This window comes from Streptomyces daghestanicus (genome assembly GCF_020521275.1).
GTDB classification, from domain to species: Bacteria; Actinomycetota; Actinomycetes; order Streptomycetales; family Streptomycetaceae; genus Streptomyces; species Streptomyces griseoviridis.
The window spans coordinates 716,386-740,812 of the sequence record NZ_BNDX01000016.1 but is presented as its reverse complement, the minus strand read 5'-3'; the positions used below and the strand labels follow the sequence as shown (position 1 = coordinate 740,812).

Genomic DNA, 24,427 nt, shown 5'->3' with positions numbered 1-24,427 from the left:
TCAGTACCCCGGACGAGACCTTTCCGTGACCTGCACGGGTACATGGCCGGTATGCGCCGCTGCCCCGGCCTCCCCCATAGCGGGGCGAACGGGGCAGCGGATCACCGGTCCGGCTGGTCAGCGGGCCGCGCGGTTGACGGCGGAGACGACCGCCTTCAGCGAGGCGCGCGTCGTGTTCGCGTCGATCCCGATCCCCCACAGGACCTTGCCGTCGATCGCGCACTCGATGTACGAGGCGGCCTGCGCGGAGGCGCCCTCGCTCATCGTGTGCTCCTGGTAGTCCAGCAGGCGCACGTCGATGCCGACGGCCTGGAGGGCGTCGAAGAAGGCCGAGATGGGGCCGTTGCCGGAGCCGGTCAGCACGGTGTCGGCGCCGTCGACGGTGGCCTCGACGGTGAGGGTGTCCACGCCGTCCCGGTCGGTGATCGTCTGGCCGGTCCTGACCTGGATGCGCCCCCAGGGGTTTTCGGGGTTGGGCAGGTACTCGTCCTGGAAGACCTCCCAGATCGCCTTCGGGGTGATCTCGCCGCCCTCGGCGTCGGTCTTCGCCTGGATGATCTTCGAGAACTCGATCTGCATCCGGCGGGGCAGGTCCAGCTTGTGGTCGTTCTTCAGGACGTAGGCGATACCGCCCTTGCCGGACTGCGAGTTGACCCGGATGACCGCCTCGTAGGAGCGGCCGACGTCCTTGGGGTCGATCGGCAGGTACGGAACGGCCCATTCCAGGTCGTCCACGGTGACGCCCTTGGCCCGCGCGTCGGCCTCCATGGCGTCGAAGCCCTTCTTGATGGCGTCCTGGTGGGAGCCGGAGAAGGACGTGTAGACCAGGTCGCCCACGTAGGGGTGGCGCGGGTGGACCTCCATCTGGTTGCAGTACTCCCACGTACGGCGGATCTCGTCGATGTCGGAGAAGTCGATCTGCGGGTCGACGCCCTGGGAGAAGAGGTTCATGCCCAGGGTGACCAGGTCGACGTTGCCGGTGCGCTCGCCCTGTCCGAACAGGCAGCCCTCGACGCGGTCGGCGCCGGCCATCAGGGCCAGTTCGGCCGCCGCCACCGCCGTACCGCGGTCGTTGTGCGGGTGGACGGAGAGGACCACGTGCTCGCGGCGGGACAGGTTGCGGTGCATCCACTCGAAGCGGTCCGCGTGCGTGGACGGCGTGGAACGCTCCACGGTGGCGGGCAGATTGAGGATGATCTCGCGGTCCGGGCCGGGCTGGTAGACGTCCATCACCGCCTCGCAGACCTCCAGCGCGAAGTCCAGCTCGGTGTCGGTGAAGATCTCCGGGCTGTACTGGTAGCCGAAGACGGTCTCCGGGCCCAGCAGCTTCTCGGCGTACTCCATCACCAGGCGGGTGCCGTCGACGGCGATCTGCTTGATGTCGTCCCGGGAGCCGCGGAAGACGACCCGGCGGAAGACCGGCGCGGTGGCGTTGTACAGGTGGACGGTGGCCCGCCGGGCGCCCTTCAGGGACTCCACGGTCCGCTCGATCAGGTCCTCGCGGGCCTGGGTCAGTACGGAGATGGTGACGTCGTCCGGGATGGCGTCCGGGTCCTCGATGATGGACCGGACGAAGTCGTAGTCGGTCTGGCCGGAGGCCGGGAAGCCGACCTCGATCTCCTTGTAGCCCATCTTGACCAGCAGGTCGAACATCGCGCGCTTGCGGGCGGGCGACATGGGGTCGATCAGGGCCTGGTTGCCGTCGCGCAGGTCGGTGGAGAGCCAGCGGGGGGCCTGGGCGACGCGCCGGCCCGGCCAGGTGCGGTCGGGGATGTCGACCTGCTCATAGCCGCGGTACTTCTTGACCGGCATGGAACTGGGCTGCTGGCGATTGGCCATGGTGGCGTGGGCTCCTCGATGTGTCCGCGGTGTCCGCGGGTCCGGAAGGACGGCCGACGGCAACGCAGAAGCTCCGCGGGGAGGGAGTCGGCCTTGTCTACAGGCCCTCGCCGCGGCAGCTAAGGAGAAGCAGCCCGAAACGCATGGTGCTGTGCAGCCTAGCCCAGCCCTGCCGGATACGCGGGTCCGTATCAGTATGCGGGACCAGTGGGAATACCGGGGCAAAAAGTGCTCCGTACCACTCCGGGGACGCCCGCGTCACTCACTGGTGCCTCACGTTCACCAATCCCGGTTGCAGGTAGTGACAGTCATGCTACGCAGTGCGATGGTTTCGGGCATGAACACCAACGGGGGCTTCCGGCCCGTCTTCTGCACCATCGTCCCACCGCACGTCCTGGACAAGCTCGCCCGGTCGGAGAACGCCACGGTCGCCGACCGCGCCCGCCGCACCCTCCAGCGCGACGCCTCCGAGCGCACCCGGCGCCGCCTGACCACGGTGGTCGGCGCGCGGGCCGTGGCCGCGCCCGCGGGCGCCGAGGCCGGCAAGCCGCACCGCACCGTCTACGACCTCCGGCACGGCACCGCCCTCCCGGGCACCAAGGTGCGCGGCGAGGGCGACGGCCCCACCAAGGACGCCGCCGTCAACCGCGCCTACGCGGGCCTCGGCACCACCTTCGAGATGCTGCTCAAGTCCTACGGCCGGAACTCGATCGACGGCGACGGACTGCCGCTGGACGCGTCCGTGCACTACGACCACGACTACGGCAACGCCTTCTGGAACGGCGAGCAGATGGTGTTCGGCGACGGCGACGGCGAGATCTTCCTCGACTTCACCACCTCCCTCGACGTCATCGGCCACGAACTCGTCCACGGCGTCACCCAGTACACGGCGAACCTGGAGTACTTCGGCCAGAGCGGCGCCCTCAACGAGTCGGTCTCGGACGTCTTCGGTTCCCTCATCAAGCAGTACTCCAAGAACCAGACCGCCGAGCAGGCCGACTGGCTGATCGGCGAGGGCCTGCTCGGCCCGGACGTCACCGGCACGGCGCTGCGCTCCCTGAGGGAACCGGGCACCGCCTACGACGACGACGTCCTCGGCAAGGACCCGCAGCCCGCGACGATGGACGACTACGTCCGCACCGGCCAGGACAACGGCGGCGTGCACATCAACTCCGGCATCCCCAACCACGCCTTCTACCTCTTCGCCGAGGCACTGGGCGGCAAGGCATGGGAGCGCGCCGGGCAGGTCTGGTACGACACGCTGACCGGCGGCGAGCTGACCCAGAGCGCGGACTTCGCGGAGTTCGCCCGGCTGACCCTGAAGGCGGCACGCGAGCGCTACGGCGACGGCGACGAGCTGGACGCGGTCGGCAAGGCCTGGGAACAGGTGGGGGTGGAGGCCGCGTAGGTCCGGGGCGGGGGACGGTTCCCTACCGGGCGCGGACGTACTAGACACGGACCATGCGTATTCGAGTCAGGCGCACAGGAGGCTTCGCGGGCATCGAGCGCCACGCGGAGGTCGACACGGCGGGCCGCCCCGACGCCGCCGAGTGGCACGCCCTCGCGGAGCGGGCGGTCGCCGGCGGGCGGAGCGCCCCGCCGGCCGGGGTCCCGGACGGGTTTGCCTACCGGATCACCGTGGACGGGAGGACGGTGTACGCCGCCGACCCCCGGCTGACCGAGGAGCAGCGGCGGCTGGTCTCCCGGGTACTGAAAGAGGGGTCGTAGCGGTTGACGTGAGCCGGGGCCGGTGCGGATGATCCGCGCATGGCGACCGAGGCGAACCCGTTACCCCCGTTCCCGGCCGGCTTCCTGTGGGGCGTGTCGACCTCGGCGCACCAGATCGAGGGCGCCGTCGAGACGCGCGGGCGGTCCGTGTGGGACGCGTTCACGGACCGGCCGGGCCGGATCAGGGACGGCTCGACGGCGGCGGTGGCCTGCGACCACGTGCGCCGCTACCGGGAGGACGTCGCGCTGCTGGCCGGACTCGGCGTGGACGCCTACCGCTTCTCGGTGTCCTGGCCGCGGGCGGACTCCCCCGGCGGCCTCGGCTTCTACGACCGCCTGGTCGACGAGCTGTGCGCGGCGGGCGTCCGCCCGGTGCCGACGCTCTTCCACTGGGACCTGCCGGTGGAACTGGACTGGCGGGAGCGGGACACGGCGTCCCGGTTCGCGGCGCACGCCGAGCGGGTCGCGGCGCGGCTCGGGGACCGGGTGCCGACCTGGATCACGCTCAACGAACCGGCCGAGCACACCCTGCTCGGCCACGCGCTGGGCGTGCACGCGCCGGGCGAGCGGCTGCTGTTCGACGCGCTGCCGGTGGCCCACCACCAACTGCTCGCGCACGGCCTGGCGGTACGGGCGCTGCGCGCGGCCGGCGCGACGGAGATCGGCATCGCCAACTCCCACGGCCCGGTCCGGCCGGCCTCCGACGCCCTCGCCGACCGGGAGGCGGCGGACTTCTACGACGTGCTGCTGAACCGGACGTTCGCCGACCCGCCGCTGCTGGGCCGGTACCCGGAGGGCATCGGCGAACTGATGCCGGGGAACGTGGCGGCCGACCTGGACGTGATCGCGGAGCCCCTGGACTTCTACGGCGTGAACTTCTACGCGCCGGCGCGGGTGGGCGCCCCCTCGGACGCCCCGGGCGACTTCGGCGGGGTGCCGCTGCCCGCCGGGCTCCCCTTCTCCGTGCGGGAGACCGAGGGCCGGCCGGTGACGGACTCCGGCTGGCCCGTCGACCCCGAGGCGCTGACGGAGCTGCTCACCGGTTTCCGGGCCCGCTACGGCGACCGGCTCCCGCCGATCGTGATCACCGAGAACGGCTGCGCCTACGACGGCCTCGACGACCAGGACCGCATCACCTACCTGGACGGCCATCTCCGCGCCCTGCACGAGGCGTTGACGGCGGGGGTGGACGTACGCGGCTACTTCGTGTGGTCGCTGCTGGACAACTTCGAGTGGGCGGAGGGGTACGCCCACCGCTTCGGCCTGGTCCACGTCGACTTCACGACGCAGCGGCGCACCCCGAAGGCGTCGTACGCGTGGTTCCGGGAGATGCTCGCCGCGCAGCGCTGAGGGTCAGAACCCGAGCCGCCGGAGCTGCTTCGGGTCCCGCTGCCAGTCCTTCGCCACCTTCACGTGCAGGTCGAGGAAGACCGGCGTGCCCAGCAGCGCCTCGATCTGCTGCCGGGACTTGATGCCGACGTCCTTCAGGCGCTTGCCCTTGGGGCCGATGATGATGCCCTTCTGGCTGGGGCGCTCGATGAACACATTGGCGTGGATGTCGAGGAGCGGCCGGTCGGCGGGGCGGTCCTCGCGGGGCAGCATCTCCTCCACGACGACGGCGATGGAGTGCGGCAGCTCGTCGCGCACGCCCTCCAGCGCGGCCTCCCGGATCAGCTCGGCGACCATGACCTGCTCGGGCTCGTCGGTGAGGTCGCCCTCCGGGTAGAGGGCGGGGCCCTCGGGGAGCAGCGGGACGAGGAGGTCGGCCAGGAGGCCGACCTGCTGGCCGGCGGTGGCCGAGACCGGGACGATCTCGGCCCAGGTGATGCCCAGCTCCTGCCCGAGCTGGTCGACGGCGATGAGCTGTTCGGCGAGGGTCTTCGCGTCGACCAGGTCGGTCTTGGTGACGACGGCGACCTTCGGGGTCTTCTTGATCCCGGCGAGTTCCTTGGCGATGAACCGGTCGCCGGGGCCGAGCTTCTCGTTGGCCGGCAGGCAGAAGCCGATCACGTCGACCTCGGCCCAGGTGGTGCGCACCACGTCGTTGAGCCGCTCGCCCAGCAGGGTGCGCGGCTTGTGCAGGCCCGGGGTGTCGACCAGGATCAGCTGGGCGTCCGGGCGGTGCACGATGCCCCGTACGGTGTGCCGGGTCGTCTGCGGGCGGTTGGAGGTGATCGCCACCTTCTGCCCGACCAGAGCGTTCGTGAGGGTGGACTTGCCCGCGTTGGGGCGGCCCACGAAGCAGGCGAAGCCCGCCCGGTGGGCGGCTTCTGATGTTTCCGACGGCTCGGACGACTGACTGCGAACGCTCATGGCGCCCATTGTCCCTGATCCGGAAGGCACCGCCGTACCAGCACTCTGGCGTGTCCCCGACAGGCGCATCCGCGTCCCGCCAGCCGCTGGGCCGCGGACCCCGCACACGGACCGGGAAGCCCCCCGCCTCACCCGGCGGTGACGGTCTCCCGGACCTCGCCGTCGGGACCGGCCAGCAGCACCGGCGTCCCGGGGCCGCCCAGGTCCCGTACGGCCGCCCGGTCCTCGTCGGAGACGGAGTCCGCGCCGGTCACCACGGCCGCCGCCTCCAGCGAGGTCGCGCCGGAGGCCACCGCCATCGCCACCGCCGTGCGCAGCGCGCTGAGCCGCAGGGACTCCAGGGCGACGGTCCCGGCGACATACGTGCGGCCGGTCTCGTCCCGCACGGCGGCGCCCTCGGGCACCTGGTTGCGGGCCCGCGCGGAACGGGCCAGGGTGACGATCTTCTTGTCCTCGGGGGCGAGGGCGCCGGTGTCGGTCATGAGCCGAGCATACGAAAGCCCGCCCGGCCGCCGTTCAGGGGCGGTCCAGGCGGAGCCGCTCGGCGCGCGGCAGACCGGCGACGACCAGGTCGTAGGAGTCCTCGACCAACTCGCGGACCAGGCGGTCGGGAAGGCCGCCGTCGGCCGTCACCGTGTTCCAGTGCCGCTTGTTCATGTGCCAGCCGGGGACGATCAGGTCCGGGTGCCCGGCGCGCAGGCGGACCGCGTCGTCGGGGTCGCACTTGAGGTTGACGGTGAGCGGACGCGCGTCCAGGGCCGTCAGCGCGAACATCTTGCCCAGCACCTTGAAGACGGAGAACTCCGGGCCGAACGGGAAGTCCTCCACGGCCTCGTCGAAGGCAAGGCAGAACGCCCGCAGTTCCCGCGGGTTCACTCCGGCTCCTTCTCCCCGGGGTCCTCGGTGGGCTCCGCGAGCACCGTCACGATCTTGTTGCGACGCCCGGCGGCGGCCTCCGCGGTCAGCCGCAGCGCACGGCCGTCGGGCAGGTCGACCACGGCGGAGGCACCGGCGATCGGGACCCGGCCGAGGGCCTTGGCCAGCAGGCCGCCGACGGTTTCCACGTCCTCGTCGTCGAATGCCTCCAGGCCGTACAGCTCGCCCAGGTCGCCGATGTCGAGTCGGGCGGTGACCCGGTAGCGGTCCGCGCCGAGTTCCTGGACCGGCGGGAGTTCGCGGTCGTACTCGTCGGTGATCTCGCCGACGATCTCCTCCAGGATGTCCTCGATGGTGACGATGCCGGCGGTACCGCCGTACTCGTCGATGACGACGGCGACGTGGTTGCGGTCCTTCTGCATGTCCCGCAGCAGGTCACCGGCGTTCTTGGTGTCGGGCACGAAGTACGCCGGGCGCATCGCCGACGACACCAGCTCGCTCTCCGCGTCCCGGCTGATGTGCGTCTTGCGGGCCAGGTCCTTCAGGTACACGATGCCGACGATGTCGTCCTCGCTGTCGCCGGTCACCGGTATGCGGGAGAAACCGGAGCGCAGGGCGAGGGTGAGCGCCTGGCGGATGGTCTTGTACCGCTCGATGACGACGAGGTCGGTGCGCGGGACCATGACCTCCCGGACGAGGGTGTCGCCCAGCTCGAAGACCGAGTGCACCATGCGGCGCTCCTCGGCCTCGATCAGCGACTCCTTCTCCGCGAGGTCGACCAGCGCGCGCAGCTCGGCCTCGGAGGCGAACGGGCCGCGCCGGAAGCCCTTGCCGGGGGTGAGCGCGTTGCCGATGAGGATCAGCAGCGACGGGATCGGGCCCATGATCCGGGCCAGCGGCACCAGGACGTACGCCGCCGCCGTCGCCATGTTCAGCGGGTGCTGGCGGCCGATGGTGCGCGGGGAGACCCCGACGGCGACGTACGAGACCAGCACCATGACGGCGATGGCGATGAGCAGCGCCTCGGTGGTGTTGCTGAACTCGTTGAGGCAGCCGTAGGTGATCAGCGCGGCGGCGGCCATCTCGCAGGCGACGCGCACCAGCAGCGCCACGTTGAGGTAGCGCGTCGGGTCGGCGGCGACCTGGGCGAGCCCCGCGCTGCCGCGCCGCCCGGAGCGTACGGCCTCCTCGGCACGGAAGCTGGAGACGCGGGCCAGTCCGGCCTCCGCGCTGGCGGCGAGCCAGGCGACGACGACCAGGGCGACCGCGCCGGCGACGAGGGGGAAGCTCATGAGACGGTCGGGGCCGGGGACGGGCCGGTCAGGCCCTTCTCCGCGCGCCAGCCGTCCACGATGGCCGCCTGGAGGCCGAACATCTCGGCCTTCTCGTCCGGTTCCTCGTGGTCGTAGCCGAGCAGGTGCAGCACACCGTGGACGGTGAGCAGTTGCAGCTCCTCGTCCATGGTGTGCCCGGTCTCGGCCTCCTTGCCCTGCTTCTCGGCGACCTCGGGGCAGAGCACGATGTCACCGAGGAGGCCCTGCGGCGGCTCGTCGTCGTCCTTGGACGGCGGACGCAGCTCGTCCATGGGGAACGACATGACATCGGTGGGGCCGGGAAGGTCCATCCACTGGATGTGCAGCTGCTCCATGGCGTCGGCGTCCACGACGATCACCGAGAGCTCGGAGAGCGGGTGGATGCGCATCCGCGCGAGCGCGTAGCGGGCGATGTCGAGGATCGCCTGCTCGTCGACCTCGGTTCCGGACTCGTTGTTGACGTCGATCGACATGGTCGTGCTGGTCTACTTCCCCTTGGTGCCCTTGGCGCCGGCGCGCGGCTTGTGCGTGCCGTTCTCGGTGCCGTGGTCGCTGTCGTACTTCTCGTAGGCGTCGACGATACGGCCCACCAGCCGGTGCCGTACGACGTCCTGGGAGGAGAGCCGGGAGAAGTGCACGTCGTCCACGCCGTCCAGGATGTCCTGCACCTGCCGCAGCCCGGACTTGGTGCCGCCGGGCAGGTCGACCTGGGTGACGTCACCCGTGATCACGATCTTGGAGTCGAAGCCGAGCCGGGTGAGGAACATCTTCATCTGCTCGGGGCTGGTGTTCTGCGCCTCGTCCAGGATGATGAAGGCGTCATTGAGCGTACGGCCGCGCATGTACGCCAGCGGCGCCACCTCGATCGTGCCGGCCGCCATGAGCCGGGGGATCGAGTCCGGGTCGATCATGTCGTGCAGGGCGTCGTAGAGCGGGCGCAGGTAGGGGTCGATCTTCTCGTAGAGGGTGCCGGGCAGGAAGCCCAGGCGCTCGCCGGCCTCGACCGCGGGGCGGGTCAGGATGATGCGGTTGACCTGCTTGGACTGGAGGGCCTGGACGGCCTTGGCCATGGCCAGGTAGGTCTTGCCGGTGCCGGCGGGGCCGATGCCGAAGACGATGGTGTGCCGGTCGATGGCGTCGACGTACCGCTTCTGGTTGAGCGTCTTGGGACGGATGGTGCGGCCACGCGAGGACAGGATGTTCTGCGTGAGCACCTCGGCCGGGGTCTCCTGGCCGTCGCTCTCCCCGTTCTCGCTCGCCTTGAGCATGGCGATCGAGCGTTCCACTGCGTCCTCCGTCATCGGCTGTCCGGTGCGGAGCACCAGCATCATCTCGTCGAACACGCGCTGGATGAGCCCGACGTCCGCCGGGTCGCCCGTCGCGCTGATCTCATTGCCCCGGACGTGGATGTCGGCCGCCGGGAAGGCCCTCTCGATCACGCGCAGCAGGGAGTCGCCCGACCCCAGGACGGTCACCATGGGGTGCTGGGCGGGGACGGTGAACCGTGCCCGTGCCTGTCCCTGCGCGGGGGTGTGAGCTGTGGGTGTCTGAGTCATGGGCCGGCGCTGAAGGCCTGCGGTTCCTCCTCGTCACGGCCGCCCTGTCGGGAGCGGCCTCGCGTGTTCCAGGGTACGACGGCGCGCCGACAACGCCGTAAGAGTTTTCGCATCGCCGCCGTGGCCGATCACCTCGCCGCCGTGGCCGATCACCGCCGTCGCGGATCGCCGTCCTGCGCGGACCGCCGTCCTGCGCGGACCGCCGTCCTGCGCGGACCGCCGTCCTGCGCGGACCGCCGTCGTCGGGCGCGGCAGCCGTGGCGCGCCGGTCACTGCGGTGTGCGGAAGCCGATCGTCGGGACCGCGCGGCGCAGCGGCCAGGGGCGGGCCGCGTCGCCGGGCACCAGGCCGGCCAGGAAGGCGTACCTGGTGAGGGCGGCCGGGTCCTGGTCGTCGAGGGACTGGACCTCGCGCCACCAGGCCGCCACCTCGGACCAGCCGGGCGCGGAGAGCGAGCCGCCGAACTCCTGCACGGAGAGCGCGGCGGTCAGCCCGGCGAAGGCCAGCCGGTCGGCCAGCGGCCAGCCGGCCAGGGTGCCGGTGACGAACCCGGCGACGAAGACGTCCCCGGCGCCGGTCGGGTCCAGGGCCTCCACGGCGATGGCGGGGACCTCGGCGGTCTCCCCGGTGCGCCGGTCCACGGCGTAGGCGCCGTCCGCGCCGAGGGTGACCACGGCGAGCGGCACGTGCTCGGTCAGGGCGTGGGCGGCGGCGCGCGGGCAGTCGGTGCGGGTGTAGCGCATCGCCTCCTGCGCGTTGGGCAGGAACGCCTCGCAGTGCGCGAGGTCGGGCAGGGCGGCCAGGTCCCAGGCGCCGGTGTCGTCCCAGCCGACGTCGGCGAAGACCCGGGTGCCGTGCGCGGCGGCGCGGGCGATCCAGGGGGCGCTCACGCCGGGGGTGAGGGAGGCGACGGCGGCGCGGGCGTGCGGCGGGCAGCCGGGGGCGGGCCGCTGCCCGGCGGGGGCCTCGTGGCCGTGCGAGACCATGGTGCGTTCGCCCTCGTAGGCCATGGAGACGGTGACCGGCGAGTGCCAGCCGGGCACGGTGCGGGAGGGGGTCAGGTCGATGCCCTCGCCCTGTTCGAGGGCGTCCCAGCAGTAGTCGCCGTAGTGGTCGTCGCCGAAGGCGGCGGCGAGTGAGGTGCGCAGACCGAGGCGGGCGAGGGCGGTGGCCATGTTGGCGACGCCGCCGGGGCTCGATCCCATGCCGCGCGCCCAGGACTCGGTGCCGCGCACCGGGGCGGAGTCGAGGCCGGTGAAGACGATGTCGAGGAAGACGGTGCCGGTGAGGTAGACGTCCACGGGCGGGTCGCCGGGGGCGCGCAGGGCGGCCAGGGGGTCGGCCCCGGGGTGGCGGTGGTGTCCCTTTCCCAAAGGCTCCTCGGAAGGGTCCGTCCCGGAAGACGCGAAGGACGCGGTCACGGTGGTGCTCCCTGACGTGGTGCGGATCACGACATTCTGCGAATGCTGGCCAGTGTGCACCACCGCACCGACAGCCCGTCCACCGCGCGCGGGCGGCGGGCCTGGCGGGCGGGGAGCGGGGGCGTTCACGGTGCCGGGGCGGCGGGCCGGGGTCGGCCGAACGGCCGGTGGAACTCCCCTTCCCGGCCTGCGCGAACGCACGCTCCTCGCATGCGCGGGCGCACACTTTTACCCGGTAACCGAGCAGCCAAACCGGATAGTGATCCACAACACATCCCCCGCCTTGGCTGGAGGCTCCTCACGCTTGATACAAATTGGCCGCACGTCACCGTCCGTCGACGGCCGCTGCCCCCCTTTCTTGTCGTTCTGACGCCTTCTTGTCGTCTTCTTGACGCCTTTCTGCCCGCTTCCTTTCGCACGCCCTGGGAACGCCCGTGTTCGCCCGCACCACCCCCTGGCCCCTCGTCGCCCTGTTCACGGCCGGGTACCTCGCCCCGTACCTGCTGCCCACCACCGTCGGCCGGCTCGACTCCGGACTGCCGCTGACCGCCACGCAGGCGGGCGCGGTCGGCAGCGCGCTGCTGCTCAGCTCCGCGACCGCCGGCTTCCTGCTCGCCTCCCGCGTCGAACGCGTCGGCGCCCGGGGCCTGGCCCGGCTGGGCCTCGCGCTCGCGGTCCTCGGCTACGGCACCGCCGCCCTCACCGGTTCCGTCCCCGCCGTGGTGGCCGGCGCGGTCGTCGGCGGCTTCGGCTCGGGTACGGCGACGACGGTCGCCGCCACCCGGATCGCCGCCGAACGTGACCCTCACCGGGCCTCGACGCTCGGGCTGTTGTCCGTGTCGGCGCTGGCCGCCGCCGTCTATCTGACCGTGCCGCACCTGGGGTCCGGGCACGGGCTGCCGCTGGCCGCGATCGCACTGACCGCGCTCGCCGTGTGGCCGCTGACCGGCCGGCTGCCCGGCCCGACCAGGGACGTGACGGCCGGTCATGACCGGGCGCCGGCCCCGCACCGTCGCTCCGGGCTGGTGCTGGCCGCCGCGATGGTCTGCTGGTCGCTCGCGCAGAACTCCCTGTGGGGCGTCAGCGGCCGGATCGGCCTGGAGCAGGCGGGGCTCGGCGAGACCGCGCTCGGCGCGGTGCTCGCGGCCGCGCTCGGCGCCGGCCTGGTCGGGGTGCTCGCCGCCGGGGCGCTCGGGGCCCGGCTGGGACGGGCGGTGCCGGTCGGCGCCGGGACCGTGCTGATCGCCGGGTGCATCGCGCTGACCGCGTCCGCGACCGGCCCCGCCTCCTTCACCGCCGGGGAGATCGCCTGGAACGCGCTGTACCCGGTGGTCCTGTCGTACCTGATCGGTCTCGCCGCCTCGCTCGACCCGCGCGGCCGGTGGGCGGTGCTGGTCGGCTCGGCGTCCTCGCTGGGGACGGCGGCCGGGCCACTGACCGGCAGCGTGCTCTCCGCACAGGCCGGGTTCGGCGGCATGGGCCTGGTGCTCGGCGCGGGGCTGCTGCTGGTGGCGGCGCCGATGACGGCCGTCGCCGTGCACACCGGCGGGCGTCCGCTGCTGCCGGGCGCGGTCCGCCGCCGGGGCGGGCACGCGGCGGCCGTGGTCGCCGCGCAGACGGGCACGCCCAGTGGCGCGGTCCCGGAGGTCGGCGCCCACGAGCAGCCGGTCGTGGAGATCGCCGTGGAGGCCCCCGCCGTACCCGACCAGGACGCCTACGGCACGGCGCCCGGGGCGCTCTGAGCGGGCGCCTCTGGGGCCTGTCGTTCGGATCAGGTCGCGGGGAATCGGCTGCGTCTTCCTCTCCCTGGTGAGCGGGGCCTGGTGCGTGCAACGCGGCAGGTGCGCGCACCAGGCCCCGCGTCCGCGGCGTGATCCGAACGACAGGCCTAGGGGAAGACGTACGCCTCCACCTCGGCGAGGTACGCGGCCCGCAGCTCCTCGTCGTCCTCCAGGAAGGAGGCGAGGAAGGAGTTGCGGGCCAGCTCCCGCAGCCGGTCCTCGCCGAGGCCGAGGGTGTCCCGTACGGCGTCGAAATTGTCGCCCGCGTAGCCGCCGAAGTAGGCCGGGTCGTCGGAGTTGACCGTGCACATGAGGCCCGCGTCGAGCAGGGCGGGCAGCGGGTGGTCGGCGAGAGAGTCCACGGCGCGCAGCCGGACGTTGGAGAGCGGGCAGAGGGTGAGCGGTACGCGGTCCCGCACCAGGCGCTCCACCAGGGCCGGGTCCTCCGCGCAGCGCAGGCCGTGATCGATCCGCTCGACGCCGAGGACGTCCAGGGCCTCGGTGATGTACGCGGGCGGGCCCTCCTCACCGGCGTGCGCGACCCGGTGCAGGCCGAGGTCGGCGGCGGCGCGGTACACCTCGCGGAACTTGGCCGGCGGGTGCCCGGCCTCGGCGGAGTCCAGGCCGATCCCGGTGATCCGGTCCAGGTGGGGCCGGGCCGCCTCCAGCGTGGTCAGCGCCGAGTCGGCGGACTCGTCGCGCAGGAAGCAGAGGATCAGCCGGGTGGAGACGCCGTGGTTCTGCCGGCTCTTCTCCAGCGCCCGCCACAGCCCCTCGACGACCGTGCCCATGCTGACGCCCCGGGCGATGTGCGCCTGCGGGTCGAAGAAGATCTCCGCGTGCCGGACGCCCTGCGCGGCGGCGCGGGCGAGGTAGGCGTTGGCGAGGTCCTCGAAGTCGCGCTCGGTGCGCAGGACCGCCATCAGCTCGTAGTACAGGTTCAGGAAGGACTGGAGGTCGGCGAAGCGGTACGCCTGGCGCAGGGCCTCGGTGTCCGGGTAGCGCAGCGCGACCCCGTTGCGGGCGGCCAGCTCGAAGGCCAGCTCCGGCTCCAGGGTGCCTTCGATGTGCAGGTGGAGTTCAGCTTTGGGCAGGGGCATCAGTGCATGGTACGGGGACATCACCGACGTTTCGGAACCGGTACCCGGAGCAGGTCGCGGGCCACGGTCAGCTCGCCCTCGTAACCGGCGGCCCGCGCCTGCCGTTCGAATTCCTCGGGTTCGGAGTAGCGCTGGCTGAAGTGGGTGAGGACGAGGTGGCGGACGCCGGCGTCGCGGGCCGCGCGGGCCGCCTGGCCGGCGGTGAGGTGGCCGTGCTCGACGGCGAGGGCCTCGTCCTCGTCCAGGAAGGTCGACTCGATGACGAGCAGGTCGCAGCCCTCGGCGAGCGCGTGCACCCCGTCACAGAGCCGGGTGTCCATGACGAACGCGAACCGCTGGCCGCGGCGGACCTCGCTGACCTCGTCCAGCGGGACGCCGTTCAGCACGCCCTCGCGCTGGATGCGGCCGACGTCGGGGCCCTTGATGCCGTGCGCGGCGAGCCGGTCGGGCAGCATGCGGCGGCCGTCGGGTTCGGTGAGGCGGTAGCCGTAGGACTCGACGGGGTGGGAGAGGCGGCGGGCGTCGAGGGTGTAGCCGGGGGTGCGGGCGAGGGCGCCGTCGGTGTCGACCGGGGCCTCGGTGAGGGTGACCGTCTCGCGGTAGGCGGTGGCGTACCGGAGGCGGTCGAAGAAGCGCTGCCCGGAGCGAGGGTAGTGGGCGGTGACCTCGTGCGGGACGCGGTCGAGGTTGATCCGCTGGATGACGCCGGCCAGGCCCAGGCTGTGGTCCCCGTGGAAATGGGTGACGCAGATCCGGTTCAGGTCGTGCGCGGCGACCCCGGCGCGGAGCATCTGGCGCTGCGTGCCCTCGCCGGGGTCGAACAGGATGCCCTCGCCGTCCCAGCGGAGCAGGTAGCCGTTGTGGTTGCGGTGGCGGGTGGGGACCTGGCTGGCGGTGCCGAGGATCACCAGTTCACGTACGGACATCGGCCGCGGGTTATCCGGGGGGCCACTGGAGGCCGCGGCCACCGAGGACGTGGGCGTGGGTGTGCCAGACGGTCTGGCCGGCGCCGGGGCCGGTGTTGAAGACGATGCGGTAGCTGTCGAGCTTCTCCTCGTCGGCGACGGCCTGGGTCTCGCGGAGTACGTCCGCGGCCAGCTCCGGGGCGCCGGCGGCGAGGGCGGCGGCGTCCTTGTAGTGGGCCTTGGGGATGACCAGGACGTGGGTCGGGGCCTGGGGGTTGATGTCGCGGAAGGCGACGGTGGTCTCCGTCTCGCGGACGACCGTGGCCGGGATCCGGCCGGCGACGATCTTGCAGAAGAGGCAGTCTTCCTGGGGGTCCCCTGGCATGTGCGGGTCTCCTTCCGGCGCGTCAGGTGGTGGTCGTAAGCGTATCGTCGCCGAGCGCGAGTCCGTTGTGGCCGGTCGCGCCCACCCGGCGGAGCCGCACATGGACACGGCCTCGCGCCCCTGGTCCTCTGCGCCAGGAACTCCGTTCAGCAGCCGGTGCCGCCGACGGTGTCCGGCGTCCCGCAGCGGATCACCCATGACCACGTGCGTGCCGGGACCACCACGCTGGAAATGGCCACCGGCAAGGTGACCGGGCTCCCGGCACCGCGCCGAGGAGTCCAAGAGGTCCCTGGGCGAACTCGACCGGGAGAGACTAGGTGGGCGATCCCGGCGGCGTTTTCGCGGGTACGGCCTCCAGCGCCTCAAGGGCGACGCGTACCGCCTCCTCCAGCTGGGGGTCGCGGCCCGCCGCGTGGTCCTGGGGGCGCTGCTCGACCTCCACGTCCGGGTCGACGCCGTGGTTCTCCACGCCCCACTCGTAGCCCTCCAGCCAGAAGGCGTACTTCGGCTGCGTGACCAGGGTGCCGTCGACCAGGCGGTAGCGGCTGTCGATGCCGATGACGCCGCCCCAGGTGCGGGTGCCGACGACGGGGCCGAGGCCGAGGGCCCTGAACGCGGCGTTGACGATGTCGCCGTCGGAGCCGGAGAACTCGTTGGCGACGGCGACGACCGGGCCGCGCGGGGCGTCCTGCGGGTAGCTGTACGGCCGCATGCCGCGCGGCACGCCCCAGCCGACGATCCGGCGGGCCAGTTTCTCCACGACGAGTTGGGAGGTGTGCCCGCCGCGGTTCTCGCGGACGTCGACGACCAGGCCCTCCCGAGCGACCTCGACGGCGAGGTCCCGGTGGATCTGCGCCCAGCCGGGGGCCTGCATGTCGGGGACGTGGAGGTAGCCGAGCCGGCCGCCGGACAGCTCGTGGACGCGGGCCCGGCGGTCGGCGACCCAGGCGTGGTAGCGCAGCGGCTCCTCGTCGGCGACGGGGACGACGACCACGTGCCGGGCCTCGCCGCCGCCGGCGGGCAGGACGGTCAGCTCGACCGGTTTGCCGGCGGTGCCGACGAGGAGCGGGCCGGGTCCGGCCACCGGGTCGACGGGGCGGCCGGCGACCGCGACGACCGCGTCCCCGGCGCGGACGGCGACGCCGGGGGCGGCGAGCGGGGAGCGGGCGAGCGGGTCGGAGGTCTCCGAGGGCAGCACCCGGTCGACGCGCCAGGAGCCGTCCTCGTGCCGGGACAGGTCGGCGCCGAGCAGGCCCTGCCGGGCGCCGTGGCCGTGGCCGCCGGGCGGGACGACGTAGGCGTGCGAGGTGCCCAGTTCGCCCTGCACCTCCCAGAGGAGGTCGACCAGGTCGTCGTGGGTGGCGACGCGGTCAAGGACGGGCCGGTAGCGGTCGAGCACGCCGTCCCAGTCGACACCGTTCATGTCGGGCCGCCAGAAGTGGTCCCGCATGACCCGGCCGGTCTCCTCGTACATCTGCCGCCACTCGGCCGCCGGGTCGACGGTCTGCAGGACGCGGGAGAGGTCGACGGTGATGTTGGTGTCGCTGTCGTCGTCGTTCGAGGCGCGGCGGTCGCTGGGGACGACCTTGAGGCGGCCGTCGGTCCACAGCAGGACGCGTTTGCCGTCGCCGCTGACGGTGAACCGGTCGGCGTCCGGAGCGAGGTGCTCGACGCGCTGCTGGGCGAGGTCGTAGCGCTCCAGCCGGGGGCCCGGGTCGGAGTCGTCGGGGGTGGCCCGGGAGGCGCCGAGGACGCCGGTGACGGGGTGGCGCAGCCACAGCACGCCGTCCTTGGCGGCGCGCAGCCCGGAGTAGCGGGCGGCCTCGACCGGGAAGGGCACGATCCGGTCGGCGAGTCCTTCGAGGTCGACGCGGGTGGTGGGGGCGCCCTCGCTGTCCGGGGTGCCCTCCTTGTCGGAGGAGTCGAAGGGGCGGCCGTGGCGCTGCGGACCGAACGGCGAGGGGGTGGTCGCGGCCAGCGTGATCAGGTGCGGCCGGGTGCCCTCGACGAAGCCCAGGTCGAAGACGTGCTCGTCGTAGACGGGGTCGAAGGAGCGGGTGGAGAGGAACGCCAGGTGCTTGCCGTCGAGGGTGAAGGCGGGGGCGTAGTCCTGGAAGCGCAGCGGGGTCGCCTCGGTGACGGTGAGGTCGGTGGTGTTGGCGAGTCTGAGCTGGGACAGCGGGCGGGGGCCGGGGTGGGACCAGGCCAGCCAGCCGGAGTCGGGGGAGAAGACCAGGCCGGAGGCGTCGCCGTCCTCGCTGCGGTCGACCTCGCGGACCTCGCCGGTGGCGCGCTCCACGAGCAGGACGCGGCCGTCGTGGGAGGCGACGGCGGCCTTGCTGCCGTCGGGGGCCATCGCGAGGCCCAGGACCCGGCCGAGCCGCCCGGCGGCGAGGCGGCGCGGGGTGGCGCCGGGGAGCAGGCCGGTGGCGGGCGCGAACTCCAGGGCGTCCTCGCCCTCGGCGTCGGTCACCCACACCACCCACTGCTCGCCGTCGGCGCGGAAGGCGCGCGGCAGCCGGGCGCGGACGCCGGGGGTGGCGGCCAGCGCGCGGGCGGGTCCGGAGCGGTGGGTGACCCAGTGCACGCCGCCGCGCACGGCGACGGCGCTGCCCCGGCCGGTGTGGTCGGGGGAGGCGGAGCCGAACCAGCGGGCGGCGTTGACCGGGTAGGGCTGGAGGTCGGCGCGGGAGCCGCCGAGCCGGATGTCGAGGCGGCGGGGTTCGGCGCCGTCCAGGTCGTCCAGCGCCCACAGCTCACCGGCGCTGGAGTAGACGACGCGGGTGCCGTCGGTGGCGGCGTGCCGGGCGTAGAAGCCCCCGAGGGGCGTGTGGCGGCGCAGGTCGGTGCCGTCGGCGAGGGAGGAGTACACCGCGCCGGTGCCCTCGTGGTCGGAGAGGAACGCGATCCGGTCGCCGACCCAGAACGGGTACTCGATGTTGCCGTCGAGGTCCTGGTGCAGCCGGACGAACTCGCCGTCGCCGTCCCGGTCGGTCCACAGCTTGCCGGCCGTGCCGCCGCGGTACCGCTTCCACCAGGCGGCCTCGCGGCCCATCGGGGCGGAGAGCAGCACGGTGTGCGGGCCGAGCGCGACGTCGCCGACCGGGCCGTAGGGCAGGGTCTCGGCCGGGCCGCCGTCCAGCGGGATCGCGCGGGCCCAGGTGCGGCGGAGGCTGGCCTGGCCGTAGGCGCTGATGGCCAGCACCCGGCCGTCCGGGAGCCAGCCGCGGACCTGTGTCCTGAGGCTCCCCCAGTACGTCAGGCGCCGGGACGGGCCGCCGTCGACGGGCGCGACGTGCACCTCGGGGGCGCCGTCCCGGGTGGAGGTCCAGGCGACGGTGGTGCCGTCGGGCGAGATACGCGGCTGGGTGACGGGGGTGTTGTCGGCGCTGACCCGCCAGGCCCGTCCCCCGTCGAGGGGCGCGAGCCACACGTCGTCCTCGGCGGTGAAGGCGGTCAACTCGCCGTGCGGGTGCGGGAACCGGAGGTAGGCAGGGGCTGCGGACTGAGTCACCCCCTCACCCTAAGCAGCGGCGGCGGCACCGGACAGGGGTTTGGATCACTTGCCCTCGGGCCAGCAGTCGGGGCGGCCCTGGCAGTAGACGGTCCTGGTGACGGTCACGGTGACGGTGGGCCGGGGTCCGGTCCGGCTCGGGTCGCTCACGGGCGGGGTGGGGGTGGCGTCGCAGTTCCCCAGCCCGCTGACCCGGAACCGCTGCCTGCCGTCCACCTTCGCGGTGAGCTCCCCGCGGACGCAGGCGCCCTCGACGACGCGGGTGACGTGGCCGTCGACGGTGATGTCCTCGCCGTCGTCGGTCTGCCCCTCGCAGTCGACCCGCGCGACGGTCCGCTCCCCCGCCGAGGGGCTGGCGCCCTCGTCGTAGGACGCGTTGCAGGTCATCCACCGCACTCCGGTGTCCCGCCGCTCCAGTTCGCGGGTGACCACCTGGTCGGTGGTGTACGCCACCGTCGCGGAGTTGAGCCCCGCGGTGGGATCGCAGGCCACGACGGAGCCGGCGGCCACCACGACCAGTCCGGCGGCCAGCACTCCGCGCCGCCCCTGCCGGATACGCCTCGTTGCCCCCATGCCGGTCAGCGTGCCACCGAACCGGGGCGGGGCGGTAGGGCGCATACGGCCACTCCGCACCACCCCGGCGGGGTCAGCCCCAGCGCCCCGTGCGGCCCAGCAGCAGGGCGGCGGCGGCCGTGCCGGCGGTCGAGGTGCGCAGCACGGTCGGGCCGAGGACGTACGGCCGGGCGCCCGCCCGGGTGAAGAGGGCCAGCTCCTCCGGGGAGACGCCGCCCTCGGGGCCGACGACCAGGACGATCTCGCCCTCGGCGGGGAGGTCGGCGGTGGCCAGCGGGAGGTCGCCGCTCTCGTGGAGCACGGCGGCGAAGCCCGCGCCGGCCAGCAGCGCGGCGACCCGCTGGGTCGTGGCCGCGTCCGCGACCTCGGGGAACCGGACCCGGCGGGACTGCTTGCCGGCCTCCCGGGCGGTGGCCCGCCACTTGGCGAGGGCCTTCAGGCCGCGGTCGCCCTTCCACTGGGTGATGCAGCGGGACGCGGCCCACGGCACGATCGCGTCGACGCCGACCTCGGTCATCGTCTCCACGGCGAGTTCGCCGCGGTCGCCCTTGGGGAGGGCCTGGACGACGGTGATCCGGGGCGCGGGCGCGGGCTCCTCGTGGACGCTCTCCAGGCCCGTGACGACCAGCCGGTCCTTGCCCTCGGCGGCCTTGACGACGCCGTCCGCCCAGTGTCCGCGCCCGTCGGTGAGGACGACGTCCTCGCCGGGGCGCAGCCGCTTGACGGAGACGGCGTGCCGTCCCTCGGGGCCGTCCACGACACACTCCCCGCCGGGCAGGACGTCGAGGGAGTCGACCACGAACACCGGCGCGGTCATCGGCCCGCACCTCCCGTCGCGTACCGCGACAACGCGGCGCCGGCGGCGGCGAGTTCGGCCACCAGCACCTCCACCAGCCGTCCGGCGGGCAGGTCGCGGGCGAGCCGGTGGCCCTGCCCCGCCCACAGGGCCAGGCCCTGCGCGTCACCCGCCTGGGCCGCGGCCTTGCGCAGCGGCGCGGTGAGGTGGTGGACGTCCGGGTAGGCGGCGGGGGCGTACGGGCCGTGCTCGCGCAGGAAGCGGTTGACCAGGCCGCGGGCGGGCCGCCCGGAGAAGGCCCGGGTCAGCGCCGTACGGACGAAGAGCGGGTTGGTCAGCGCCGCCTTGTGCAGGGCGTGCGCGCCGGACTCGGGGGTGGCGAGGAAGGCGGTGCCGAGCTGGGCCGCGCCCGCGCCGGCCGCGAGGACCGCGGCGACCTGGCCGCCGTTCATCAGGCCGCCGGCGGCGATCACCGGCAGGCCCACCGCCTCGCGGACCTGGGCGAGCAGGGACAGCAGTCCCGTCCCGGCGCCGTCCGCCTCCGGCAGGTCCCGGTGGGTGCCCTGGTGGCCGCCGGCCTCCACGCCCTGCGCGATCACCGCGTCGGCGCCGCACTCCTCGACGGCCCGCGCCTCCTCGGCGGTGGTGGCGGTGACCAGGACGAAGGTGCCGACGCGGTGCAGGGCGTCGACCACCTCGCGGGCGGGGACGCCGAAGTGGAACGACACCACAGGTACGGGGTTGTCGAGGAGGACGGCGAGCTTGGTCTCGTAGCCGTCGTCCCGGCCGCTGTCCGGATCGCCCAGTTCCGTCTCGTACCAGGCGGCCTCGCCGGCCAGCTGGTGGGCGTAGACACCGACGGCGGCGGGGTCGGCGGTCTCCGGCTGCGGCAGGAAGAGGTTCACCCCGAACGGGCGGCCGGTCAGGCTCCGCAGCTGCTTGATCTCCTGGTACATCCCGTCGGGCGTCTTGTACCCGGCGGCCAGGAACCCGAGCCCGCCCGCCTCGCAGACGGCGGCGGCGAGGCGGGGCACGGAGACGCCGCCCGCCATGGGGGCCTGCACGATCGGGTACGGGAAGAGATCGGTCAGCGCGGAGGACATGACCGCATCGTGCCACGTCCCCCGGACAGCGCCGAATCCGCCCGCCCGGCGGCTCCGCACCCGCGCGCGCCCGGGCCCGGCGCCCGCCGGCCGCCTCGTCCGACCTGCGGCGACGGGCCCGTCGGCCGGGGCGTGCCCCCGGCCGCGGCGGAGCGCCCGCCCCGGCCGGACGCCGGTGGCCTCAGCGGCCGTTGAAGGCGTCCTTCAGCCGGGAGAACAGGCCCTGCTGCCCCGGCTGGAACTGGCCCTGGGGCCGCTCCTCGCCGCGCAGCTTGGCCAGTTCGCGCAGCACGCGCTCCTGGTCGGGGTCGAGCTTGGACGGGGTCTGCACCTCGACGTGGACGATGAGGTCGCCCCGGCCGCCGCCGCGCAGGTGGGTGACGCCCCGGCCGTGCAGCGGGATCGACTGGCCGGACTGGGTGCCCGGCCGGATGTCGACCTCCTCCAGGCCGTCCAGCGTCTCCAGCGGCACCTTGGTGCCGAGGGCCGCCGCCGTCATCGGCAGGGTGACCGTGCAGTGCAGGTCGTCGCCCCGGCGCTGGAACTGGGAGTGCGGCAGCTCGTGGATCTCGACGTACAGGTCGCCGGCCGGGCCGCCGCCGGGGCCGACCTCGCCCTCGCCGGCGAGCTGGATGCGGGTGCCGTTGTCGACGCCGGCCGGGATCTTCACCGTCAGGGTGCGCCGCGAGCGGATGCGGCCGTCACCGGCGCACTCCGGGCACGGCGTCGGCACCACCGTGCCGAAGCCCTGGCACTGGGGGCAGGGCCGGGAGGTCATGACCTGGCCCAGGAAGGACCGGGTGACCTGCGACACCTCACCGCGGCCGCGGCACATGTCGCAGGTCTGCGCCGACGTGCCGGGCGCGGCCCCCTCGCCGTTGCAGGTGTTGCAGACGACGGCCGTGTCGACCTGGATGTCCTTGGTCGTGCCGAAGGCCGCCTCGTCCAGCTCGACCTCGATGCGGATCATGGCGTCCTGGCCGCGGCGGGTGCGCGAGCGCGGTCCGCGCTGCGACGCCGTGCCGAAGAAGGCGTCCATGATGTCCGAGAAGTTCCCGAAGCCGCCCGCGCCGAAGCCGCCGGCGCCCGCGCCGCCGCTCTGCGACAAGGGATCGCCGCCGAGGTCGTAGACCTGCTTCTTCTGCGGGTCCGACAGCACCTCGTAGGCGGCGTTGATCTCCTTGAACCGCTCCTGGGTCTTCGGATCGGGGTTGACGTCCGGATGCAGCTCGCGGGCGAGCCTCCGGAACGCCTTCTTGATCTCGTCCTGAGAAGCGTCGCGGCGCACGCCGAGCACGGCGTAGTAGTCCGTGGCCACCTATGACTCCGCCAGGATCTGTCCGACGTACCGTGCCACTGCGCGTACCGCTCCCATCGTTCCCGGGTAGTCCATGCGGGTCGGTCCGACCACGCCGAGCTTGGCAACCGCCTCGCCGCCCGAACCGTAGCCCACCGACACGACGGACGTGGAGTTGAGTCCTTCATGGGCGTTCTCATGACCGATTCGCACGGTCACGCCCGCATCCTTCGCCTCGCCGAGCAGCTTCAGGAGCACCACCTGCTCCTCCAGCGCCTCCAGCACCGGCCGGATCGTGAGGGGGAAGTCATGGCCGAAGCGGGTCAGATTGGCGGTGCCGCCGATCATCAGCCGCTCCTCGTTCTCCTCGACCAGGGTCTCCAGCAGGGTGGAGAGCACCGTCGAGACCGTACCGCGGTCCTCCGCCTCGAAGGCGTCCGGGAGGTCCTCCACGAGCGTGGGCACGTCCGTGAACCGGCGGCCCGCGACCCGGCTGTTGAGCCGCGCCCGCAGATCCGCCACCGCGGTCTCGCCGAACGGCGCCGGGCAGTCCACCATCCGCTGCTCCACCCGCCCGGTGTCCGTGATCAGCACGAGCATCAGGCGGGCCGGCGCCAGGGAGAGCAGCTCCACGTGGCGCACGGTCGAGCGGGTCAGCGACGGGTACTGCACCACGGCGACCTGCCGGGTGAGCTGCGCCAGCAGCCGCACCGTGCGGGCCACGACGTCGTCGAGGTCGACGGCGCCCTCCAGGAAGTTCTGGATCGCGCGCCGCTCGGGGCCGGTCATCGGCTTGACCCCGGCGAGCTTGTCGACGAACAGCCGGTAGCCCTTGTCGGTCGGGATGCGCCCGGCGCTGGTGTGCGGCTGGGCGATGAACCCCTCCTCCTCCAGCGCCGCCATGTCGTTGCGCACGGTCGCCGGGGAGACGCCCAGGGCGTGCCGCTCGGTCAGGGCCTTGGAGCCGACCGGCTCCTCGGTGCCGACGTAGTCCTGGACGATGGCGCGCAGCACCTGGAGCCTGCGTTCACTGAGCATTCGCGCACACCTCCAGAAGCCGTCTGCCCGGATTCCCTCCTGGCACTCAACCACTGCGAGTGCCAGACTTCCCCGGCCCAGTGTACGGCCGTGGGGTACGCCCCCGGCAAGGCCGGGCCCGCGCTGCCGTCCCCGAGGGGTCCGCACCGCTAGCGTCGCCGCCATGACCGTGACTTGGGAAGAGCTGGGATGGGAGCGGGTGGCGGCCGGGGTGGGGCGGCACCGGCTGCCGGTGTGGGACTGCACGGCCGGCCTGGTGGTCGGCGCGGGGGCCGCGCTGCTGATCGACGCGGGGTCGAGCCTCGGCGAGGGCGCGCGGCTGCGGGCGGAGGCGCAGGCGCTCGCGGGTCACCGTGTGACGCATCTCGCGCTGACCCATCCGCACTTCGACCACGTCTTCGGGGCGGCGGCGTTCGCGGACGCGGAGGTGTTCGGCGCGGCCGGCGCGGAGACGGCGCTGGGCGCCGGGCGGGAGGCGCTGCGCGCGGACGCGGTGGCCAACGGGCTGGACCGGCGGCGCGCGGAGGAGGCGGTGGACGCGCTCACCGCCGTCCGCCACCCGGTGTCCGGGGAGCGGACCCTCGACCTGGGCGGCGGCCGGCAGGTGCTGCTGGCCGACGTGGGGCCGGGGCACACCGCGCACGACCTGGCGGTGCTGGTGCCGGGCAGCCCGGAGGTCGTCTTCTGCGGGGATCTGGTGGAGGAGTCCGGCGAGCCGCAGGCGGGCCCCGACGCGCTGCCGGGGCAGTGGCCCGCGGCACTGGACCGGCTGCTCCGCCTGGGCGGCGAGGACGCGCTGTACGTGCCGGGGCACGGGGCGGTGGTGGACGCGGCGTTCGTGCGGGCCCAACGGGACGCCCTGGCCGCGCGGTTCGGCGTGTCGCGCTGA

22 protein-coding genes are annotated in these 24,427 nt (G+C 73.4%); 5 read left to right on the top strand and 17 right to left on the bottom strand.

Annotated features, from left to right (window positions below):
* Positions 1 to 117 precede the first annotated feature (117 nt).
* Positions 118 to 1,839 (bottom strand): 2-isopropylmalate synthase, encoded by a 1,722-nt coding sequence (gene leuA, locus Sdagh_RS30010; protein WP_189412803.1) that lies wholly within the window; start codon positions 1,837 to 1,839, stop codon positions 118 to 120.
* A 337-nt stretch (positions 1,840 to 2,176) separates the two neighbouring features.
* Between leuA and Sdagh_RS30005 the strand changes: the two genes are divergently transcribed.
* The 3 genes from Sdagh_RS30005 to Sdagh_RS29995 are packed head-to-tail and all read left to right on the top strand — an operon-like array spanning position 2,177 to position 4,917.
* On the top strand, positions 2,177 to 3,247 hold the full coding sequence (locus Sdagh_RS30005) for a M4 family metallopeptidase (RefSeq protein WP_189412801.1): 1,071 nt from the start codon (positions 2,177 to 2,179) through the stop codon (positions 3,245 to 3,247).
* 53 nt (positions 3,248 to 3,300) lie between these two features.
* On the top strand, positions 3,301 to 3,567 hold the full coding sequence (locus tag Sdagh_RS30000) for a protealysin inhibitor emfourin (protein WP_189412799.1): 267 nt from the start codon (positions 3,301 to 3,303) through the stop codon (positions 3,565 to 3,567).
* A 39-nt stretch (positions 3,568 to 3,606) separates the two neighbouring features.
* Positions 3,607 to 4,917: a GH1 family beta-glucosidase gene (locus Sdagh_RS29995; RefSeq protein ID WP_189412797.1), complete on the top strand. Its 1,311-nt coding sequence runs from the start codon at positions 3,607 to 3,609 to the stop codon at positions 4,915 to 4,917.
* Positions 4,918 to 4,920: 3 nt separating this feature from the next.
* On the opposite strand, the gene era is transcribed toward Sdagh_RS29995, so the two are convergent.
* The 7 genes from era to Sdagh_RS29960 all read right to left on the bottom strand — a co-directional run bounded on the left by era (position 4,921) and on the right by Sdagh_RS29960 (position 11,046).
* Complete coding sequence (gene era / locus Sdagh_RS29990) at positions 4,921 to 5,880, bottom strand: GTPase Era (RefSeq protein WP_189412795.1); 960 nt, start codon at positions 5,878 to 5,880, stop codon at positions 4,921 to 4,923.
* Positions 5,881 to 6,008: 128 nt separating this feature from the next.
* Positions 6,009 to 6,362 (bottom strand): cytidine deaminase-like protein, encoded by a 354-nt coding sequence (locus tag Sdagh_RS29985; protein ID WP_189412793.1) that lies wholly within the window; start codon positions 6,360 to 6,362, stop codon positions 6,009 to 6,011.
* Between the two features lie 34 nt (positions 6,363 to 6,396).
* Positions 6,397 to 6,756, bottom strand: coding sequence for an MmcQ/YjbR family DNA-binding protein (locus Sdagh_RS29980; RefSeq protein ID WP_189412791.1), 360 nt, complete (start codon positions 6,754 to 6,756; stop codon positions 6,397 to 6,399).
* Positions 6,753 to 8,048, bottom strand: coding sequence for a hemolysin family protein (locus Sdagh_RS29975; protein ID WP_190077255.1), 1,296 nt, complete (start codon positions 8,046 to 8,048; stop codon positions 6,753 to 6,755). Before Sdagh_RS29975 ends, Sdagh_RS29980 begins: the two co-directional genes overlap by 4 nt.
* Positions 8,045 to 8,542 (bottom strand): rRNA maturation RNase YbeY, encoded by a 498-nt coding sequence (ybeY, locus tag Sdagh_RS29970; protein ID WP_189412787.1) that lies wholly within the window; start codon positions 8,540 to 8,542, stop codon positions 8,045 to 8,047. Before ybeY ends, Sdagh_RS29975 begins: the two co-directional genes overlap by 4 nt.
* A 12-nt stretch (positions 8,543 to 8,554) precedes the next feature.
* The gene (locus tag Sdagh_RS29965; RefSeq protein ID WP_189412785.1) at positions 8,555 to 9,625 is read right to left on the bottom strand and encodes a PhoH family protein; all 1,071 of its coding nucleotides are present in this window, start codon (positions 9,623 to 9,625) and stop codon (positions 8,555 to 8,557) included.
* A 269-nt stretch (positions 9,626 to 9,894) separates the two neighbouring features.
* Positions 9,895 to 11,046, bottom strand: a complete 1,152-nt coding sequence (locus Sdagh_RS29960; protein ID WP_190077254.1) for a carbohydrate kinase family protein — start codon at positions 11,044 to 11,046, stop codon at positions 9,895 to 9,897.
* A gap of 434 nt (positions 11,047 to 11,480) precedes the next feature.
* Between Sdagh_RS29960 and Sdagh_RS29955 the strand changes: the two genes are divergently transcribed.
* Positions 11,481 to 12,788 (top strand): MFS transporter, encoded by a 1,308-nt coding sequence (locus Sdagh_RS29955; RefSeq protein WP_190077253.1) that lies wholly within the window; start codon positions 11,481 to 11,483, stop codon positions 12,786 to 12,788.
* A 146-nt stretch (positions 12,789 to 12,934) separates the two neighbouring features.
* Here the strand turns inward: Sdagh_RS29955 and Sdagh_RS29950 are convergent, their stop codons facing one another.
* The 9 genes from Sdagh_RS29950 to hrcA form a co-directional block, all read right to left on the bottom strand.
* Positions 12,935 to 13,927, bottom strand: a complete 993-nt coding sequence (locus Sdagh_RS29950; RefSeq protein WP_189412779.1) for an adenosine deaminase — start codon at positions 13,925 to 13,927, stop codon at positions 12,935 to 12,937.
* A gap of 20 nt (positions 13,928 to 13,947) precedes the next feature.
* Complete coding sequence (locus Sdagh_RS29945) at positions 13,948 to 14,853, bottom strand: ribonuclease Z (RefSeq protein ID WP_189412777.1); 906 nt, start codon at positions 14,851 to 14,853, stop codon at positions 13,948 to 13,950.
* Between the two features lie 10 nt (positions 14,854 to 14,863).
* Complete coding sequence (locus tag Sdagh_RS29940) at positions 14,864 to 15,217, bottom strand: histidine triad nucleotide-binding protein (protein ID WP_189412775.1); 354 nt, start codon at positions 15,215 to 15,217, stop codon at positions 14,864 to 14,866.
* 313 nt (positions 15,218 to 15,530) lie between these two features.
* Positions 15,531 to 18,731, bottom strand: coding sequence for a S41 family peptidase (locus Sdagh_RS29935; RefSeq protein ID WP_190077252.1), 3,201 nt, complete (start codon positions 18,729 to 18,731; stop codon positions 15,531 to 15,533).
* A 45-nt stretch (positions 18,732 to 18,776) separates the two neighbouring features.
* Positions 18,777 to 19,304, bottom strand: coding sequence for a hypothetical protein (locus Sdagh_RS29930; RefSeq protein WP_189412773.1), 528 nt, complete (start codon positions 19,302 to 19,304; stop codon positions 18,777 to 18,779).
* Positions 19,305 to 19,377: 73 nt separating this feature from the next.
* Positions 19,378 to 20,121, bottom strand: coding sequence for a 16S rRNA (uracil(1498)-N(3))-methyltransferase (locus tag Sdagh_RS29925; RefSeq protein WP_189412772.1), 744 nt, complete (start codon positions 20,119 to 20,121; stop codon positions 19,378 to 19,380).
* Complete coding sequence (locus Sdagh_RS29920) at positions 20,118 to 21,203, bottom strand: nitronate monooxygenase (RefSeq protein ID WP_189412771.1); 1,086 nt, start codon at positions 21,201 to 21,203, stop codon at positions 20,118 to 20,120. The genes Sdagh_RS29925 and Sdagh_RS29920 overlap by 4 nt, the downstream gene beginning before the upstream one ends.
* 181 nt (positions 21,204 to 21,384) lie before the next feature.
* A complete protein-coding gene (gene dnaJ / locus Sdagh_RS29915) occupies positions 21,385 to 22,521 on the bottom strand; it encodes a molecular chaperone DnaJ (protein ID WP_189412770.1) in 1,137 nt (378 codons plus the stop codon).
* The gene (hrcA, locus tag Sdagh_RS29910) at positions 22,522 to 23,538 is read right to left on the bottom strand and encodes a heat-inducible transcriptional repressor HrcA (protein ID WP_189412769.1); all 1,017 of its coding nucleotides are present in this window, start codon (positions 23,536 to 23,538) and stop codon (positions 22,522 to 22,524) included.
* Positions 23,539 to 23,701: 163 nt separating this feature from the next.
* Between hrcA and Sdagh_RS29905 the strand changes: the two genes are divergently transcribed.
* Complete coding sequence (locus tag Sdagh_RS29905; protein WP_190077251.1) at positions 23,702 to 24,427, top strand: MBL fold metallo-hydrolase; 726 nt, start codon at positions 23,702 to 23,704, stop codon at positions 24,425 to 24,427.